Below are 17,004 nucleotides of genomic sequence, written 5' to 3'. Positions count from 1 at the left end.
GGGGGCCCCCCCCCCCCCGGCCGCGGCTCCCCCGTCAACGGGGGCCCCCCCCCCCGGGGGGGGGCCCCCCCCCCGCTGCCGTGTTCGATCGACGGGCGCTGACTCAGCCGCCGTCAGGGGTGGGCGTCGGAGTCGCCGGTGTGGCACCCACCTGCGCACGCACGCGGCCCAGGATCTCCGCCATCTTCTCGACCTGGGTCTGGTACTCGCCGAGGTTGCCCTTCTCGAGCGCCTGCTGTGCGGCGTCGTAGGCCGCGTCGGCCTGCTGGAGCAGCTGCTCGACACTCTGCGGTGTCGGCGCCGTTCCTCCGTCGCCTCCGTCGGCCTGGTCCGTCGGCGGCGTGGCGCCCTCGATGCCGAGGGCGACGCGCAGAGCCTCGTCGAGGTTCTGGCCGAAGCCGATCCCCTCGCCGAACGACGCGATGACGAACTGCAGGACGGGATACGAGCCCTCGGTCGCGCTGCGTCGGATGTAGACCGGTTGGACGTACAGCAGTCCCTCGCCGACCGGCAGCGTCAACAGGTTGCCGAAGAGCACCTTCGTGCCGGCCGACTTGTACGGCAGCAACGCCGACGACACCCTGCTGTCGGCCTCGAACCGGTTGGCGATCTGGTTGGGGCCGTCCACCGTGGAGGCAGAACCCAGCTGCAAGATCTGGATCTTGCCGTAGTTCTCGGTGTCGCTCGCCTCGGAGTTCACCGACACGAACGAGGCGAGGTTCTGGCGGTTGTTGGGCAGGTAGACGCTGGTCAGCGAGAACCGCGAGTCCTCCTCGCCCGGACGCTGGATCGACAGGTAGTAGGGCGGCTGGAGCGACCCCTTGGCCGTCGGGTCCTCCGGGATCTTCCAGCGCTCGCCACCCTCGTAGAAGGTCTGCGGGTCGGTCACGTGGTACGCGCCGAGGATGTTGCGCTGCACCTTGAACATGTCGACCGGGTAGCGGACGTGCGCGAGCAGGTCGGGCGAGATCTCCGACTTCGGCTTGACCGTGTCGGGGAAGACCTTCATCCAGGTCTTGAGCACCGGGTCCTCGGTGTCCCACTGGTAGAGGTCGACCGACCCGTCGTACGCGTCCACCACGCCCTTGACGGCGTTGCGCATGTAGTTGACCTGGTCCGATGGCAGAACCGCCTGCGCACCGGTGCCGGTCAGCGTGTCCGAGGTCGCCTCGTCGAGCGAGACCTTCTCGGAGTAGGGGTAGTTGTCGCTCGTGGTGTAGCCGTCGACGATCCACACGACGCGGCCGTCCACGACCGCCGGGTACGGGTCGCCGTCGATCGTGAGCCACGGCGCCACCTTGGCGACCCGGTCACGCGGGTGCCGGTCGTACAGGATCTTGGAGTTCTCGTTGACGCGGTTCGAGAGCACGATGTTGGGCTCGCTGAACTTCACCGCGTAGAGCAGCTTGTTGAACGCGCTGCCGATGTCGACGCCACCCTTGCCGTCGTACGTGTTCTGGGTGACGTTCTCGGCCGGCGACTCGCCCGCGGCCTCCTCCTCCTCGGCGGTCGTGCCGTTGCCGCGCGGGATGTCGACCTCGATCGGCTTTGCATTCTTCTTGGGGCGTCCGACGATGGAGTACGAGGGAGAGTTCTCGCCGAAGTAGATCCGCGGCTGCTTGTCGAGCTTGAGCTCGCCGACCGGGGGGATGTCGCGCTCGACCCAGACGGGCTCGCCCTGCGAGCCGCGCTGGTTGCCCTGGGCTGCGATCACGCCGTAGCCGTGGGTGTAGACGGTGTGGTCGTTGGCCCAGTTGCGCTGGTTCGCCGGCAGACCGTCGAGGTTGAGCTCGCGCGCCGCGATCACGATGTCCTGCGGGTTGTCGGTGCCCTCGAGCTGGTAACGGTCGACGTCCAGCGTGGGCGGCACGCTGTAGTAGCCGCGGACCTGCTGGAGCTGCTCGAACGCCGGAGACACCAGCGTCGGATCGAGCAGGCGCGTGCTCACGCGCGACTCCGCCGACTCGGTCAGCTGCTGGGGCGTCAGCTCGGTCTGCGCGTTGTAGTTCTGCTTCTCGACCCCCGCGATCCCGAATGCGTCCCGCGTGGCGGTGATGTTCTTCTCGATGTAGGGGGCTTCCTTGTCAGGCTCGGACGGCTTGACCTGGAAGGACTGCATGATCGCCGGCCAGATGCCGCCGATCAGCACCGAGGTCAGCACGAGGAGCGCCAGGCTGATGCCGGGGAGGAGCCAGTTGTGCCAGATCGCGTTGGCGAAGAAGAGCAGCGCGCACAGCAGCGACACCGCCATCAAGATGTTCTTGCTGGGGATGCGCGCGTTGGCGTCGGTGTAGGTGATGCCGGTCAGCAGGTTGCCACTGTCGACCGAGAACCCGAAGCGGTCCAGCCAGTAGGCGAACGCCTTCAGCAGCATGATCAGGCCGATGAGGATCGACAGGTGGGTCTGCGTGGCCCGGGAGATCTTGCGGTTCTTGCCCGAGAACGCGATGCCGCCGTAGATGTAGTAGACGACCGCCACCGCGATCACCGAGACGATCAGCAGGGCGAATCCGAAGCCCGTGAGGAAGCGCAGCCACGGGTAGTCGAAGACGAAGAACGAGATGTCGCGGCCGAAGGTCTCGTCGTTCTTGCCGAACGGCGTCGCGTTGCGCCACATCAGGAACGTCCGCCACTGCCCCGCGGCCGAGGAGCCGGCGAAGACCAGCAGGAGGATGCCCAGGCCGATCAGCGCCACCTTGCGCAGCGGGTGGATGGCCTCGCGGTAGCGGACCACCGGGTCGTTGGGGCGCACCGGACCTGGAGTCTTGGGACGCGACCGGTAGGCGAGCCAGACGTTGAGGACCACCACGCCGGCGAACAGCGCGCCGAACACGACGAACATCAGCACCCGCGTGCTCAGCATCGTCGCGAAGACCGAGCCGTAGTCGACCGACCGGAACCAGAGGCGATCGGTCCACACACCCGTGAAGATGGCACCGAGGAACAGCAGCGCCACGAGCGTGATGATGGTGGGAATCAGGACACGTCGTCCCTGTCGTCCGACCTCGGGTCGAGGTCGGGCAGCGGCGGATCCTTCGCTCACAGCTCTCCTTCAGTAGTCGTGCTCGAGGCACAACAGTCTTCGGACTGCAAGTGTGACAGGTCAGTCCAGCAGGGTCTGTCGCAGCATCGAGACCAGGCCGGGGACCAGATCGGGCCCCTCGGCGAGCTCGTCGCTGCCGCGCACGTCCACGATGCAGTGCGCCTGGCCGTCCCTCGTCACCGCGACGGTCAGACGGACCTCCTGGCGATCGGGGTGCTCGGCGACGAAGTCGGACACGGTCGACTCGTCGTCGGGCAGAGACTCCTCGGCGTCTGGAGGCAGCATGAGGCGCTCCAGCACCACGGCGGTGCCGTCGACCTGCGGCGGCCACACGATCTCGGTGACGAAGTCCTCGAACGAGCGCTCTGCGGGCAGGTCGTCCTGCTCCACCGCGGTGAACGAGTCGTCCACGTCGTCGGGCCCGATCCCGAGCTCACGGGCCAGCGCGGGCTCGTCCGCGGCCAGCGCGGCCGTGCGCACCAGGGCGTACAGGCGTGGGGGCGCGTCCCACCCGGCCGCCTGCGCCACCTCGGCGATCTCGAGGGCGGTCTCTCTCAGGGCGTTCGTGGGTGTCAGCTGCATGTGGGAACCGTGGCCTTCGGGTCGTCGGAGAGCTTGTCGAGCGCGTCGACGGCATCGGCGAGCTTCTTGACACGCACCAGGCGCATGTCGAAGTCGTCGGACGCCGCCGCTTCGGCGCAGTTGCCGTCGGGGACGAGGAACACCTTCGCCCCCGCAGACGACGCGCCGGCGAGCTTTTGCTGGATCCCGCCGATCGGGCCGACCGCGCCGGCGGCGTCGATGGTGCCCGTGCCGGCGATCGTCGTGCCGTCGGTCAGGTCACCGGGGGTGAGCATGTCGTACAGCGCGAGGGCGAAGACGAGGCCGGCGCTCGGCCCGCCGATCGACTCGCCCAGGTTGTTGGCGATGGGGAACGGCAGCTCGACATCGGTGCCGAGGCTGACCCCGATGCGCGCCTTGCTCGGGTCGTCGGGGGCTGCCTCGGACCTCACCTTGACGGTCTGGTCCGACGCGTCGCGCCGGATGCCGAGAGTGATGACGGCGCCGGGCCGCGCGGACGACACGAGCTTGACCGCCTGGTCGGTGCCGGTCACCTTCTGACCGTCGACGCTGACCAGCACGTCGTCGACCTTGAGGACGCCGGCCGAGGGGCCGTCCTCGGAAACCGCAGCGATCTCGACGACCGACGCGACGTCGTACCCGGCCTGGGTGAGCGCCGCAGCCTCGGAGGTCAGCTTGGAGCTGGCCATCTGCGCGGCGTTCTCCTGCCGCGACTCCTCCGCGGTCTGGTCCTTCGGATAGACGAGGTCGCGCGGAACCACGGCCTCCTCGGGGTTGAAGTAGGCGATGAACGCCTGCGGGAGGCTCACGCGCGAGTCGGCACGCGTCACCGACACCGTCGTCAGGCGGATCTGACCATCGGCCGGGTAGGTCTTGGCGTCCTCGATCTCCAGGACCGGTTTGCCGTCGTAGTCGCCCAGCACGTCGACGGTCGGCCCGGGGCGCATCGTCACGTACGGGACGGGGAGCAGCAGAGCGACCGCGACCAGGGTCAGCACGAGGAGCCCGGCCGAAGCCAGGGTAGAGGTCCGGCGGCTCATCGGGGCGTGCTCACCGGCCTGACTCGGGCTTGGCACGACGGACGACGACGCCGCTGGGCGGCTGGGGCGACTGGCGGGCGTGGACCGCGGCCGGCAGCGGCCGCTGGACGGCGTCGCTGAACCGCGCGTACGCGGGATCACCGGGGCCCCAGGAGCGGGCCGAACGATCGACGCCGTGCGACGCGTCCGCACCCCGACGCCCGTACCACGCCGCCCACAGCATCGCGAGCGCGGTGACGGCGAGAGGCACCGCCAACCACAGCAGGATCTTCACGCCACCAGTCTAGGCGGCTCGGCCGCACCCCGGTCGAGCGAGCGCAGCGAGTCGGGACCTAGGGACTCCCCACCCACTCGTCGCTCCCGTCCTCGAAGAGCTGGTGCTTCCAGATCGGCACCTCGGCCTTCAGCCGCTCGACCAGCGCACGGCTGACCTCGTACGCCGCCGGCCGGTGGGGTGCCGCCACCGCTGTCACGACCGCGAGGTCGCCGATGTCGAGGTCGCCGACGCGGTGCACCACCGCAACTCCCCGTACGCCGGTGCCCCCCGAGACCTCCTCGGCGATCGCGCGCAGCACCGGGAGGACCCGGGAGTGCGCCGAGTACGCAAGGCCCTCGACCCCCTTGTCGCCGTCGTGGTCGCGCACCGCCCCGACGAAGAGCACGACGGCGCCGGCGCCGGCGTCGGCCACCGCCTCGTACACCTCGGAGATGTCCAGGGGCTCGTCACGCACGTCGACCAGACGGACCACATCGCTCATGGCGAACAAGACTAGGGCGGTTCGAGCCTCACGGGTACGTTGGAACCATGCCTGATGAGCCCGAGCGCACCCCTGACGACATGCCCGACGACCCGGAGGGCACCTCCAGCGGTGGCGACCAGGGGCCCGACCACGGCATCGGCTTCGGCAAGGTGCCCGGCCCGTCCCAGGGCGGCACCGGCTCACCGTCTGGCGACAACCCGTTCGCGGGCACCCCGATGGAGGGCCTCTTCGGCCCCTTCGGGCAGATGTTCGGCGGGACCGGCGGTGGGCAGATGCCCGACATGAACCTCCTGATGCAGCAGATGCAACGCATGTTCGCCCCGCACGACGGCGCGGTCAACTGGGAGCTCGCGACCGACGTCGCCCGCCGTACGGTGGCGGCCTCTCCCGACCCGTCGCCGCTGCGCACCGAGTCATCCGCTGTGGACGATGCGATGCGACTCGCGGAGGTCTGGCTGGACACCGCGACCGACATCCCCGCCGCCGCCATGCGCTCGGCTGCATGGAGTCGGTCGGAGTGGGTGGAGTCGACGATGCCCACTTGGCGGGCGATGGTGGAGCCGATCGCCGAGCATGTGGTCGCGGCGATGTCGAACGCCCTGCCCGAGGAGGCCAAGGCGATGGCCGGCCCGCTCGTGGGCATCCTCAACCAGGCCGGCGGCGCCATGTTCGGCTCGCAGGTCGGCCAGGCGATCGGGACGCTCGCGACCGAGGTCCTCGCGACCACCGATGTCGGCCTCCCCCTCGGTCCGTCGGGTGTGTCCGCCCTTCTCCCCTCCAACGTCCGCGCGTTCGGCGAGGGTCTGGACCAGACCGACACCGACGTGTTCCTCTACGCGGCCCTGCGCGAGTGCGCGCACCAGCGGCTCTTCGCCCACGCGCCGTGGCTGCGGGGGCGCCTGCTGTCGACGATCGATGAGTACGGCCGCGGGACGAGCATCGACGTCTCCTCGATCGAGGAGAAGATGCGCGGTCTCGACCCGACCAACCTCGCGTCCGCCCAGGAGGCGCTCGAGGGTGGACTGTTCGAGCCCGAGCGCACCCCGCAGCAGCAGGCGGTGCTCGACCGGCTCGAGGCGCTGCTCGCGTTCATCGAGGGGTGGGTCGACGAGGTCGTCACCCAGGCGACCGACGGTCGGATGCCGAGCGCACCGGCACTGCGCGAGGCCATGCGGCGACGCCGTGCCGCCGGGGGCCCGGCCGAGCAGACGTTCGCCTCGTTGGTCGGTCTCGACCTCCGCCCGCGCCGGTTGCGCGACGCCGCCGCGCTCTGGGCCGCGCTGCGCGACCATCGGGGCGCCGAGGCACGCGACGCCGTGTGGTCGCACCCCGACCTGATGCCCACGGCCGCCGACCTCGACGATCCGCTCGGCTTCGCCTACGACGAGAAGGACCCGGCCCAGGGCAGCGGTGACGCCGACTTCGATGCCGCTCTCGCCGACCTGCTCGAGGGCGGCAGCGACGGCGCTACTCCGGCTCGCGGTGCCGAGGACCCGAGCGAAGGCGACACGAGCGAAGGCGACACGAGCGAAGGCGACACGGGCGAGGGCGAGGGTCCGAGCTCGGGCACCGCCCGTTGAGCCTGCACGCCGACGCGTACCAGCTCCTCGCCGGCTGGGCTGCTCCCGACGACCGGCAGGCCGCGATGCGTGCGAGCTACCTGACGCACCTGCAGTCCCATCCCGACGCCATGGAGCGCAGCTGCCTCCCGCAGCACCTGACGGCGAGCGCGATCGTCATCACCGACGACGGGACACGGGTGCTGCTGACACTGCACCGTCGTCTGCGGCGGTGGTTGCAGACCGGGGGGCACTGCGAGGACGGTGACGCGAGCGTGCGAGCTGCTGCTCTCCGCGAGGCCACCGAGGAGTCCGGCATCGCTTCGCTGCGGGTCGATCCGGTGCCGCTGCGGCTCGACCGCCACACGCTCTCGTGCGGTGGTCGCGCCGATGCCGAGCACCTCGACGTCCAGATGCTCGCCACGGCGCCCGTCGACGCCGTGCCGGCGATCAGTGCGGAGTCGCTCGATCTCGCCTGGTTCGACGTGGACGCGCTCCCTGAGACCGACGACTCCGTACGCGCGCTGGTGATCGCGGCACGCAGACGACTGAGGGCGGCCGACCTGGGTCCCACCCCTCCTAGGGCGTGACCGTGATCGGTGTCCCCGCGTAGACCAGGCGCCAGTCGACCGACGCGAAGACCGCGGGATCGATGGAGCCGACCTCACTCACCCAGTCGATGATCAGCTGCCGGATCTCGACCTGGGCGTTGTAGACGACCGGTGCTGTCGTGACACCCGGGAAGTTGCCGCCCCCCGACTGCCGGTAGTTGTTGATCGCGACGACGAACCGCTGGTCGTCGCTGACGGGAGTGCCGTCGTACGCGAGTCCGACGATGCGCGACCCGACGGGTCGCGAGAGGTCGACGTCGTACGTGAGCGGGGCGTCGAGGCCGCCCATGATGTCGTAGTTGTAGTCGGGCGTGCCGTTGGGTGCCGTGTCGGTGACGGCATTGGTGACCGCGCTCGACGGCACCGGGCCGGGGGCCGTCACGGGCTTGAAGTAGCGTGCCGAGAACTCGAGATAGGCATGAACCTCAGCGCCTGTCAGGACGATGCCGAGCAGCGTGTTGTCGTAGATGTAGAGGCCGGCCACGTCGCGCACCGAGACCTCCCCCGCCGGGATCGCGGCGGCACGGTTGAACGGCGCGGCGATGCTGAGCACCGGCAGAGCTGCCTCGGGCGTGCCTGCGATCGCCTTCTTGACCGCGTCCGCCTGCACGTAGTTGATGAAGTCGATCGCCGCGGTGTCCTCCCACGGCGCCGTCGCCGCCGACATCGACGTCAGCGCCGAACCGATGACGGAGTTGACGTACGTGATGACCTTGTCGTGGTCGGCCTGGAGCAGCCTCACGATCCGAGGGTCCTCGTCGACCGTGTTGGCGTTGAGGACCTGCGACGTGACGCCGACGACCTCGTAGCCGGGGCCGCGGCGCCGACGCCTGACCGTCACGTCGATCGCCGACAGACGCATCCCCCAACGCAGCGGCTCGGTGAGGACGACCTCCCTGCCGGTCTGCGTGTTCGTCACGGTCCGTTGCGCGATCTCCACATGAGCGTGCCCGACGAGGATCGCGTCGATGCCGGGCACCTCCTGCGCGAGGAGGGTCGAGGCGTTCTCCGGCCACGGGAGCGCGTCACCGTACGAGGACGAGGTGTCGGCTCCGGAGTGCGCGGAGACGATCACCACGTCGGCACCCGCTCGGCGCATCCTGGGAACCCAGTGCTTCGCCACCTCGACCAGCCCGGGGAAGACCAACCGTCCCTCCACGTTGGCCTTGTCCCAGATCGCGATGCCGGGGTTGGTCAGACCGAGGATGCCGACCCGGACGGTGTGGCGTCCGACGCGGACCCGCTTGATGACGAACGGCGGGAAGACCGGGAGCCCGGTCGCCGCGTCCTGCGCGTTGGCACCGAGCAGAGGGAAGTCGCACTGTCGTTCGAACGTGCGCAGGAGAGGGAGACCGTAGTTGAACTCGTGGTTGCCGAGCGCGGCGGCGTCGTAGCCGATCGCATTCATCGCGCGCGCCATCGGGTGGACCACACGCCGGCCGATCGGCTCGATCCTGGCGTAGTAGTAGGCCAGGGACGTCCCCTGGATCGTGTCGCCGGCGTCGATGAGCAGCGGGCACGGTGAGCTGTGGTGCTGTCGCATCGCGTCGACCAGCGTCGAGATCTTGGCGAGGCCGATGTCGTTCTGCGCGGAGTCGGTGTATTCGGCGTTCTTGAAGTAGTCCCAGTTGAAGACGTTGCCGTGGAGGTCGGTCGTGCCGAGCACGGTGAAGGTGGCGGTGTCACGCCCGTGTCCGGGCCGCCGGCCGTGGGCGGCAGCAGACGGCGCGGCGTACCCGGCTGCGGCCAGGGCCGCGGCCGCGGCTGACCCGCTGAGCACCGTACGGCGGCGGAGCGCGGCCGGTGTCCGCCCTCCGGTGGTCTGAGCTGGTTGCCGGGCTGGTTGCTCGGGGGACGGCGTCGGGGTCATGGACACTCCTCGGGGCGAGCGCATCGGGACCTGCTCATCGTCGCGCGACCATCCCGCGAGCGCCTCGTCAGAACGTGACGTGATCTGGTCAGATCTCGGGCACGTCCTTCCAACCAGCTCCCGCGACGACACCCTCGAGGAACCCGCGGGCACGCTCCGTGCAGGGATAGCGGTCGACGTGCTCCCAGAACTCGGGCCCGTGGTGCGGCACCAGCAGGTGGGCCAGCTCGTGGACGAGGACGTAGTCGACGACCCACTCCGGGAAGCCGTGCAGTCGGCTCGACAGCCGGATGGTGCCGTCCTCCGGTGTGCAGGAGCCCCATCGCCGCCGCTGGTTGTCGACCCACCGCACGCTCGTCGGGCAGGCGGCGCCGCCCAGGTATCGGGCACTCAGCGCGTCCGCGCGCGCATGCAGCGCGGCGTCGTCGCGGTGGACGCGCCGGTCGCGTCGCTCGACCTTGGCGACCATCGTGTCGACCCACCGCTGCTCCTCGGCGTGCGAGAGGCCGGCCGGCATGAGGATCACGATGCGGGAGCCGTCGCGATAGGCCTGCACGGACTTGCGCCGACGGGCGCTGCGGCGGATCTCGACATGGGGCCGGTCGGGGGCGCCGGGAGTGGAAGCACGGTCGAGGGCGGCGGGCATGGGATCACGGTACGCGCCGCGACGGGGAGGATGAATGCTGCGTCCACAAGGCTGTGACCGGCGTCCGGGCAGGTCAGCAGGCCTCAGCCGCCTCAGAGAGGCCCCCCTGTCCCCGGCTTGTGCACCGGTTCTCCCACGCTTTCCACAGCGACACCCGGCGGTTCCCACAGACTATCCCCAGGTTTTTCCACAGGGGTGGACAACGACACGCGGCATGGAGTTGCCGGGTGCGCGGGTCGCCCGTAGCGTCGATGGGTCGGTGCTGGTCAGGCCGGGCGTCGGCTAGGGGAAGGCAGGCGGACGACTGGCCGGGACCGACTCGTGCGGCGACCTGTGGACTGCCGTCCGCGTGTGGACGACGCCCTCGCTGCGCACCGTTCCTCGGGCAAGGTGGATCGACCCCCTCTTTCCACCTGCCCGAGGAGCCCCCGATGAAGCCCCTCCTGCGACCCGGCACGAGCGTCGTGCGCCGCAGTGCCAGAGCGCTCCAGATCGGCACCGTGGCCGGCGCCGCCCTCGTCGTCGCTGATCGCCAGGGCGTCGCGGCCGTCCTCCGGGGCGCCGACGGCACGCGCGACCTCGACACGATCGCCGCGACCTCCCAGCTGCCCCGGGCCGTCGTCGCGCAGGCAGCCGCCTCGCTGCTCGAGGCCGGGGCCCTGCTCGATGCCCGCACCTGGGACGACGTCGGCGGGGCCGCCCTGATGGGTGAGGCCAGGGCTCTCGCAGCGTGCGGGGAGTCGCGCGAGCAGGTGGCCGACAGGTTGCGCGCACGCTCGGCGGCGCCCGTCGAGATCGTCGGTGACCGCCTGACCGAGGATCTCGCTCGTCGACTGGGTCAGATCCTCGGCGAGGCCGGCGCAGACCTCGTCGGCACGATCGGCGCCCAGGGTGCTCCCGCTCTCGTCGTGGTGACGTCGGCGGGACCGAGCCCGCGTGAGGCCTTCGACGTCCTCACCGGGGAGGGCGTGGCTCATCTGCCCGTGGTCTGCGAGGCCGATCGCGTGCGTGTCGGCCCGCTCGTACGCCCAGGGCTGACGCCCTGCGTCCGGTGCGACGACGTCGACCGTGCCGGCTACGAGCCGACCTGGCCGTTCGTCCTCGAGCAGCTCGCCCGACCGATCGCCCAGGCCCCGGCGACCCACCCGCACGCGCTCGACACGCTCACCGGATATCGGGTCGCCGTGCACCTGGCGGGTCTGGTCCTGGCCTTCTGCGACGGACGACCGTCGGCTGCCGAGGGCGCGGTCCAGGTCCTCGGACCGGGAGTCCAGGTCGGCGCGGTGACCGCCGTCGCGCTGCAGCCCGACTGTCCGTGCCAGATCCTCACCGCGGGCGACGGGTTCGATCCCCGCGTGCGTGTGGCGCGGGGTGTCAGAATGACAGCATGACCGACGGTCCAGACACGCCCGACGACGACGGCCGCGGCTCGGCCGTCCCCCACGGGTCGTTCTCGCGAGCGGTCAAGCTCGCCTCGCTGCCGATCGGCTTCGCCGGCCGCACCACCGTCGGCATGGGACGCCGCCTGGTCGGCGCCCCTGCCAACGCGGTTCTCACCGAGGTGCAGCTCCGCACCGCCGAGCAGATCTTCGCCGTTCTCGGTGAGCTCAAGGGCGGCGCGATGAAGTTCGGCCAGGCGATGAGCGTGTACGAGGCGGCGGTCCCGCCGGAGCTCATGGAGCCGTACCGCGAGGCGTTCGTCCGGCTCCAGGACGACGCCCCGCCGATGCCCGTCAAGACGGTGCACAGGATCTTCGCCGGCGAGCTGGGGCCGAGGTGGCGTGAGCAGCTGGTCGAGCTCGACGACACACCGGCTGCCGCGGCCTCCATCGGTCAGGTCCACCGTGGCCGTTGGTTCGACGGCCGCGAGGTCGCGGTCAAGGTGCAATACCCCGGTGCCGCGGCGGCGATGCGGTCGGACCTGCGCCAGATCGGTCGGCTGAGCCGTCTCTTCGCCGTCGCGTTCCCCTCCATCGACGTCAAACCGCTCGCGGAGGAACTGGCCGAACGGGTCCGCGAAGAGCTCGACTACGGCCTCGAGGCAGAGGCGCAACGTGCGTTCGCCGCAGCCTTCGCCGACGACCCGCAGATCGTCGTCCCCGACGTCGTGGCGCACACCGAGACCATCCTCGTCACGACATGGATGGAGTCCAAGGCGTCGCTCGCCCAGATCATCTCCGACGGCCTGCCGAGCGAGCGCGACCACTACGGCGAGCTCTTCGCACGCTTCCTCTTCGCCGGGCCGAGAAGGGTCGGCATGCTGCACGCCGACCCGCACCCCGGCAACTACCGGATCCTTGACGACGGACGACTCGGGGTCGTGGACTACGGCGCGGTCGCTCGCGTCCCCGGCGGTCTCCCGCCGGTGATCGGACGTCTGCTGCGCGCTGCGGTCGACGACGACTACGCGACCGTGGTGGACGGACTCCGTGAGGAGGGGTTCATCAAGCCCGGGGTGCGCATCGACGAGGAGATCATCCGGTCCTACCTCGAGCCGTTCGTCGAGCCTGCACGCCACGAGGTCTTCACGTTCAGCCGTGAGTGGATGCGCGAGCAGGCCCAGCGGGTGTCGCGGCCCGCGCGAGAAGGGCTCGGGACCGCGATGAAGATCAACCTGCCGCCGTCATACCTGCTGATCCACCGGGTCTGGAGCGGCGGCCTGGCCATTCTCAGCCAGCTCGATGCCACGGCGCCCTTCCGCGGGATCCTCGAGGAGAGCCTCCCCGGCTTCGCCGACTGACCTCGCCCGACACGAGGGACGGGCAGCATCCGGTGGGATGCTGCCCGTCTCCGTGGTCTGGCAGCTACAGCATCCGGGCGATCCGGCTGCGCACGCCGTACGCAACGCGTACGAGGCGTTCGATCATCGGGGCTCTCCTTCGGCATGGTGACTCCGTCAGGCGACGGCGTCCTTGCGAGGGCGTCCCCGCGGCCGCTTGCGGGGGATGACGGTGCCCTTCAAGAAGAGCTCGCCACCCCACACCCCCCACGGCTCCCCGCGCTCGAGCGCCCCTGCCAGGCACTCGCGGCGGATCGGGCACTCGAGGCAGAGTGCTTTTGCGTCCTCGACACCCATCGGTGTCTCGGCGAACCAGAGCTCGGGGTCGCGGGTACGACACGGGATCGACGTGTGCTGCACCTCGTGCTCGAGCACGGCGGTCGTCATGGTTTCTCCTGAGAATGAGAGATGGTTGCTGGTGGTGGGCAACACGGTCTCTGTCGGGAACGACAGGAAGGCCGCGGATCCCTGGTGTGGGTTCCGCGGCCTGTGTGGCGTCTGATCGACGGTTAGGTCGAGTCAGGACTCCGGCGAGCAGATCCCAAGGACTGGTGGATGTCGGCATTCGGCGACGCGGCGACGAAGGACGGCATGAGCCACCCGAGGTATCGCGTGCGCGTCGCAACGGCAGCGACGTCACAGACGTCGGCGCCGCCGAGGTTCTTGATGCTGCCCATGACGATGCACGCTCCTCTCTCAGGTCGATCGGGCTGACGAAGCAAGACTCTATGGCGCCCTTGCGACAAGGCGCAAACCAATTATTGCCAAGTTTTCGATAATTTATCTCGCGTCCGTCACGCCTCGCAGAGTGCCAGGACGTCGGCGCCGTACTTCTCGAGCTTGGCGCGACCGACTCCGGGGACCTTGAGGAGATCGGTCTCCTCCCGGGGCCTCGCCTCGGCGATCGCCGTCAGCGTCGCGTCGGTGAACACCACGTAGGCGGGGACCTTCTGGGCCGACGCCTGCTCGCTGCGCCACCCGCGGAGGCGTTCGAAGAGGTCCTCGTCGTAGGAGGACGGGCAGTCGAGACAGCGCCCGAGCTTGCGCTCGGCGCCGGTGGTGAGGACCGCGTCGCAGCTGCGGCAGCGGGCGATCGAACGCTCCTTGCGTGTGCGGCGGCTTCGTCCGGCCCCCACGACCGGCTCCGCGTCGGCCGGCCGCAGGCCGTCGAGGAACCGGCTCGGGCGTCGGTTTCCGCGTCCCCCGGGGTTGCGTGCCAGAGACCAGGAGATCTCCAGCCGGTCGCGGGCACGCGTCACCCCCACGTAGAAGAGCCGTCGCTCCTCCTCCACGCCGGCGTCGTCGGTGGCATAGGCGATCGGGACGGTGCCCTCCTGCATCCCGACCAGGAACACCGCGTCCCACTCGAGGCCCTTGGCCGCATGGAGCGTCGTCAGCGTGACGCCCTCGGCGATCGGGGCGTGGGCGTGCTTCGCCCGTCGGTCGAGGTCGTCGACGAGAGCGGTGAGGTCGGCGTCGGGTCGCGCCGCCTGCAGGTCGGCCGCCATCGAGACCACGGCATGCAGCGACTCCCACCTGTCGCGCTGGGCGCCGGCTGTCGTCGGTGCGGACTCGGTGTAGCCCATCGTGGCGAGCACGGTGCGCACGTCGGATACGAGGCCCTCCTCCCCCGCATCGCCGCCGCGAGCCTGCCCGCGCAGCAGGGTGACCGCCTGACGCACCTCCGCACGGTCGAAGAACCTCTCGACACCACGCACGACATACGCGAGGTTGCGGGCGGCGAGCGCCTCCTCGTAGGCCTCGGACTGCGCGTTGGTCCGGAAGAGGATCGCCATGTCGCGCAGCGACGTGCCGCCCTCTCGGAGCTGGAGGATCTGCGCCGCGACCGACTCGGCCTCGGCGACCTCGTCGGAGTAGGACGCGTAGGTCACGGCGGGACCGGGCTCGCGCTGCGCTCTGAGGACCACGCCGTCGCGCCGTCCACGGCTGAACACGGCGTTGGCAGCCGCGACGACCTGGGGTGTCGAGCGGTAGTTGCGCACGAGTTCGATGCGCTGGGTGCCGGGATGGTGCTTCGAGAACTCGTTGAGGTGCTTCGGGGAGGCACCCGCGAAGGAGTAGATCGTCTGCAGGGGGTCGCCGACGACGCAGATGTCGTGCCGCCCGCCGAGCCACTGCTCGAGGAGCGCGGCCTGCAACGGGTTGACGTCCTGGTACTCGTCGACGACCAGCCAGCGGTACTGGCGGCGGATCTCGGCGGCCACTCTCTCGTGCTCGGCCAGCATCGAGACCGTGCAGAGAAGCACGTCCTCCATGTCCATGCGGCCGCGGTCGCGCTTGACCTCCTCATAGGCCGCCATCACGTGCGCGACCGTCGCGTCGTCGACGGCGTCGAGGCCGCGGTGCGCCAGCGGGGCGAGCCGGGGGTAGTCGTCGGGGCGGACGTTGGACACCTTGGCCCACTCGATCTCCGCGGCGAGGTCGCGCAGCAGCGCCGAGTCGGTCTGCACACGGCACCGTCTGGCGGCCTCGGCGACGAGCGGGATCTTGGACGCGATCAGCTGGGGAAGCCCGTTGCCGTACAGCCGGGGCCAGAAGTAGCCGATCTGGCGCAGCGCCGCCGCGTGGAACGTCCGTGCCTGGACGCCCTCCGCGCCGAGCTGTCGCAGGCGACCGCGCATCTCCCCCGCGGCACGCGCCGTGAAGGTCACCGCCAGCACCTCGGTCGTCTTGTAGACCCCTGTCGACGCCCCGTAGGCGATGCGGTGCGTGATCGCTCGCGTCTTGCCCGTCCCAGCGCCGGCGATCACGCACACCGGTCCGCGCAGAGCGAGAGCGACCTCGCGCTGCTCGGGGTCAAGGGCGTCGAGCAGGCTGTCGGCGGACGGCACGGATCTCCTCGGGGGTGGTCGTGCGATTGGGGCGGGCGCGTAGGCGCCATAAACTTGGTGGCGAGCGCCGGTCTCAGACCCGGCGAACGCTGCCACCCCCAGCGTAATCGGAGAGAAGGACACACATGTCGGCCACGTTCACGATGTACTCGACGCCCTGGTGCGGCTACTGCAAGCGGCTCAAGGGCCAGCTCGAGCGGGAGGGCATCGCGTTCGAGGAGGTCGACATCGAGCAGGACGAGGACGCTGCCCTGGTGGTCGCCCAGGCCAACGGCGGCAACCAGACCGTCCCGACCCTGGTCTTCGCCGACGGGAGCGCACTGACGAACCCGTCGGTGGCCCAGGTCAAGGCCCAGCTCGCGACCATCGACGCCTGACCGGCGGCGGTCAGCCCCAGGAGCCGGTCAGGGGCACGCCGTACCAGCGCTCGATCAGCCAACGCGAGATGGAGACTCCCCCGGGCAGGACGAGCTCTCCGGAGAGTGTCAGCACCCGGACGTCCTCGCGGCTGAACCACCGCGCGTCCGTGGTCTCCGTGCCGTCGACGGTGACCTCGGTGGTCCGGGCACGGCCGAAGAACCCCAGCATCAGGCTCGACGGGAAGGGCCACGGCTGGCTCGCCGCGTACGAGACCTCTCCCACCTCGATGTCGGTCTCCTCGAGCGTCTCGCGTCGGACCGCGTCCTCGAGCGACTCGCCGGGCTCGACGAAGCCGGCGAGCGTGGAGTAGCGACCCTCTGGCCACTCGGGGCGACGGCCGAGCAGCGCGCGGTCGGCGTCGTCGGTGATGAGCATGATGACCGCGGGGTCCGTGCGCGGGAAGTGCGTTGCACCGCACTGCGGGCACCGGCGGACGTGGCCGCCCTCGCGGACGTCCGTCGCCGCGCCGCAGCGCGAGCAGCGGGGATGGGTCCGGTGCCACTGCGCGACCCCGACCGCGTGCACCGCGAGCCGTGCCTGGGCAGTGCCGAGCTCGGTGGCCAGCGACCGAAGCGCGCGGGCGGGCGGGGGGACGCGTTCGAGCATGACGGCCGCGTGCTCCGTCCCGTCGACGGTCCCCAGATAGAGACGGTCGCCCTCGGGCACCTCGGCGGCGCTGCGCCACACCAGCGTGTTGTCGTCGGCAGAGACGTGCTCACCTCCGACCAGGAGCACCTTGGTCTTGGGGTCGGACCACAGCGTGTCCATGAACCCGTCGTCGACCCGTCTCTCCGAGTGCCGGTTGTAGGCGCCGTCGGCGAACGTCAGGTGGTCGGTCACC

General features: G+C 70.3%; 16 protein-coding genes. 5 read left to right on the top strand and 11 right to left on the bottom strand.

Annotation, left to right across the window (positions count from 1 at the left end; genetic code table 11):
- Nucleotides 1-103 precede the first annotated feature (103 nt).
- From KV100_RS15195 to KV100_RS15175, 5 genes are read right to left on the bottom strand one after another with little or no spacing between them, the layout of a single operon-like run.
- Complete coding sequence (locus tag KV100_RS15195) at nucleotides 104-3,043, bottom strand: UPF0182 family protein (protein ID WP_220343940.1); 2,940 nt, start codon at nucleotides 3,041-3,043, stop codon at nucleotides 104-106.
- Between the two features lie 60 nt (nucleotides 3,044-3,103).
- On the bottom strand, nucleotides 3,104-3,625 hold the full coding sequence (locus tag KV100_RS15190; protein ID WP_220343939.1) for a PPA1309 family protein: 522 nt from the start codon (nucleotides 3,623-3,625) through the stop codon (nucleotides 3,104-3,106).
- Complete coding sequence (locus KV100_RS15185; protein WP_220343938.1) at nucleotides 3,616-4,665, bottom strand: PDZ domain-containing protein; 1,050 nt, start codon at nucleotides 4,663-4,665, stop codon at nucleotides 3,616-3,618. Before KV100_RS15185 ends, KV100_RS15190 begins: the two co-directional genes overlap by 10 nt.
- Nucleotides 4,666-4,675: 10 nt before the next feature.
- Nucleotides 4,676-4,939, bottom strand: a complete 264-nt coding sequence (locus KV100_RS15180) for a hypothetical protein (RefSeq protein ID WP_220343961.1) — start codon at nucleotides 4,937-4,939, stop codon at nucleotides 4,676-4,678.
- Nucleotides 4,940-4,997: 58 nt separating this feature from the next.
- On the bottom strand, nucleotides 4,998-5,423 hold the full coding sequence (locus KV100_RS15175; RefSeq protein WP_220343937.1) for a molybdenum cofactor biosynthesis protein MoaE: 426 nt from the start codon (nucleotides 5,421-5,423) through the stop codon (nucleotides 4,998-5,000).
- Nucleotides 5,424-5,470: 47 nt separating this feature from the next.
- Here KV100_RS15175 and KV100_RS15170 point away from each other — a divergent pair, with 47 nt between their 5' ends.
- On the top strand, nucleotides 5,471-7,006 hold the full coding sequence (locus tag KV100_RS15170) for a zinc-dependent metalloprotease (RefSeq protein WP_220343936.1): 1,536 nt from the start codon (nucleotides 5,471-5,473) through the stop codon (nucleotides 7,004-7,006).
- Nucleotides 7,003-7,575 carry an NUDIX domain-containing protein gene (locus tag KV100_RS15165; RefSeq protein WP_220343935.1) on the top strand — a complete coding sequence of 191 codons (573 nt, stop codon included), beginning with the start codon at nucleotides 7,003-7,005 and terminating at the stop codon, nucleotides 7,573-7,575. The genes KV100_RS15170 and KV100_RS15165 overlap by 4 nt, the downstream gene beginning before the upstream one ends.
- Here KV100_RS15165 and KV100_RS15160 read toward each other — a convergent pair.
- Complete coding sequence (locus KV100_RS15160; RefSeq protein ID WP_220343934.1) at nucleotides 7,565-9,466, bottom strand: bifunctional UDP-sugar hydrolase/5'-nucleotidase; 1,902 nt, start codon at nucleotides 9,464-9,466, stop codon at nucleotides 7,565-7,567. The two genes, KV100_RS15165 and KV100_RS15160, sit on opposite strands and share 11 nt — an antisense overlap.
- A gap of 88 nt (nucleotides 9,467-9,554) precedes the next feature.
- On the bottom strand, nucleotides 9,555-10,112 hold the full coding sequence (locus tag KV100_RS15155) for a M48 family metallopeptidase (RefSeq protein ID WP_220343933.1): 558 nt from the start codon (nucleotides 10,110-10,112) through the stop codon (nucleotides 9,555-9,557).
- 431 nt (nucleotides 10,113-10,543) lie between these two features.
- On the opposite strand from KV100_RS15155, the gene KV100_RS15150 reads away from it, so the two are divergent.
- Nucleotides 10,544-11,503, top strand: coding sequence for a hypothetical protein (locus KV100_RS15150; protein ID WP_220343932.1), 960 nt, complete (start codon nucleotides 10,544-10,546; stop codon nucleotides 11,501-11,503).
- Nucleotides 11,500-12,852 (top strand): AarF/ABC1/UbiB kinase family protein, encoded by a 1,353-nt coding sequence (locus KV100_RS15145; protein ID WP_220343931.1) that lies wholly within the window; start codon nucleotides 11,500-11,502, stop codon nucleotides 12,850-12,852. Before KV100_RS15150 ends, KV100_RS15145 begins: the two co-directional genes overlap by 4 nt.
- A 156-nt stretch (nucleotides 12,853-13,008) precedes the next feature.
- Here the strand turns inward: KV100_RS15145 and KV100_RS15140 are convergent, their stop codons facing one another.
- The 3 genes from KV100_RS15140 to KV100_RS15130 all read right to left on the bottom strand — a co-directional run bounded on the left by KV100_RS15140 (nucleotide 13,009) and on the right by KV100_RS15130 (nucleotide 15,743).
- A complete protein-coding gene (locus tag KV100_RS15140) occupies nucleotides 13,009-13,278 on the bottom strand; it encodes a WhiB family transcriptional regulator (RefSeq protein WP_220343930.1) in 270 nt (89 codons plus the stop codon).
- A 122-nt stretch (nucleotides 13,279-13,400) separates the two neighbouring features.
- Nucleotides 13,401-13,568: a hypothetical protein gene (locus KV100_RS15135; protein WP_220343929.1), complete on the bottom strand. Its 168-nt coding sequence runs from the start codon at nucleotides 13,566-13,568 to the stop codon at nucleotides 13,401-13,403.
- A 117-nt stretch (nucleotides 13,569-13,685) separates the two neighbouring features.
- The gene (locus tag KV100_RS15130; RefSeq protein WP_220343928.1) at nucleotides 13,686-15,743 is read right to left on the bottom strand and encodes an ATP-dependent DNA helicase UvrD2; all 2,058 of its coding nucleotides are present in this window, start codon (nucleotides 15,741-15,743) and stop codon (nucleotides 13,686-13,688) included.
- Nucleotides 15,744-15,868: 125 nt separating this feature from the next.
- Here KV100_RS15130 and KV100_RS15125 point away from each other — a divergent pair, with 125 nt between their 5' ends.
- Nucleotides 15,869-16,120 (top strand): mycoredoxin, encoded by a 252-nt coding sequence (locus tag KV100_RS15125; protein ID WP_220343927.1) that lies wholly within the window; start codon nucleotides 15,869-15,871, stop codon nucleotides 16,118-16,120.
- Between the two features lie 10 nt (nucleotides 16,121-16,130).
- Here KV100_RS15125 and nudC read toward each other — a convergent pair whose 3' ends face one another.
- Complete coding sequence (nudC, locus tag KV100_RS15120; RefSeq protein ID WP_308291456.1) at nucleotides 16,131-17,003, bottom strand: NAD(+) diphosphatase; 873 nt, start codon at nucleotides 17,001-17,003, stop codon at nucleotides 16,131-16,133.
- Nucleotide 17,004: the final 1 nt, after the last annotated feature.

It is taken from the genome of Mumia sp. zg.B21 (assembly GCF_019550855.1).
GTDB lineage: Bacteria > Actinomycetota > Actinomycetes > Propionibacteriales > Nocardioidaceae > Mumia.
This window is presented reverse-complemented; position numbering and strand designations above follow the sequence as displayed.

Excerpts from the sequence above, each read along its gene's own strand:
- KV100_RS15190 (WP_220343939.1), bottom strand. The coding sequence starts at position 3,625 with ATGCAGCTGACACCCACGAACGCCCTGAGAGAGACCGCCCTCGAGATC.
- KV100_RS15185 (WP_220343938.1), bottom strand. The coding sequence starts at position 4,665 with ATGAGCCGCCGGACCTCTACCCTGGCTTCGGCCGGGCTCCTCGTGCTG.
- KV100_RS15175 (WP_220343937.1), bottom strand. The coding sequence starts at position 5,423 with ATGAGCGATGTGGTCCGTCTGGTCGACGTGCGTGACGAGCCCCTGGAC.
- KV100_RS15170 (WP_220343936.1), top strand. The coding sequence starts at position 5,471 with ATGCCTGATGAGCCCGAGCGCACCCCTGACGACATGCCCGACGACCCG.
- KV100_RS15160 (WP_220343934.1), bottom strand. The coding sequence starts at position 9,466 with ATGACCCCGACGCCGTCCCCCGAGCAACCAGCCCGGCAACCAGCTCAG.
- KV100_RS15155 (WP_220343933.1), bottom strand. The coding sequence starts at position 10,112 with ATGCCCGCCGCCCTCGACCGTGCTTCCACTCCCGGCGCCCCCGACCGG.
- KV100_RS15150 (WP_220343932.1), top strand. The coding sequence starts at position 10,544 with ATGAAGCCCCTCCTGCGACCCGGCACGAGCGTCGTGCGCCGCAGTGCC.
- KV100_RS15145 (WP_220343931.1), top strand. The coding sequence starts at position 11,500 with ATGACCGACGGTCCAGACACGCCCGACGACGACGGCCGCGGCTCGGCC.
- KV100_RS15140 (WP_220343930.1), bottom strand. The coding sequence starts at position 13,278 with ATGACGACCGCCGTGCTCGAGCACGAGGTGCAGCACACGTCGATCCCG.
- KV100_RS15135 (WP_220343929.1), bottom strand. The coding sequence starts at position 13,568 with ATGGGCAGCATCAAGAACCTCGGCGGCGCCGACGTCTGTGACGTCGCT.
- KV100_RS15125 (WP_220343927.1), top strand. The coding sequence starts at position 15,869 with ATGTCGGCCACGTTCACGATGTACTCGACGCCCTGGTGCGGCTACTGC.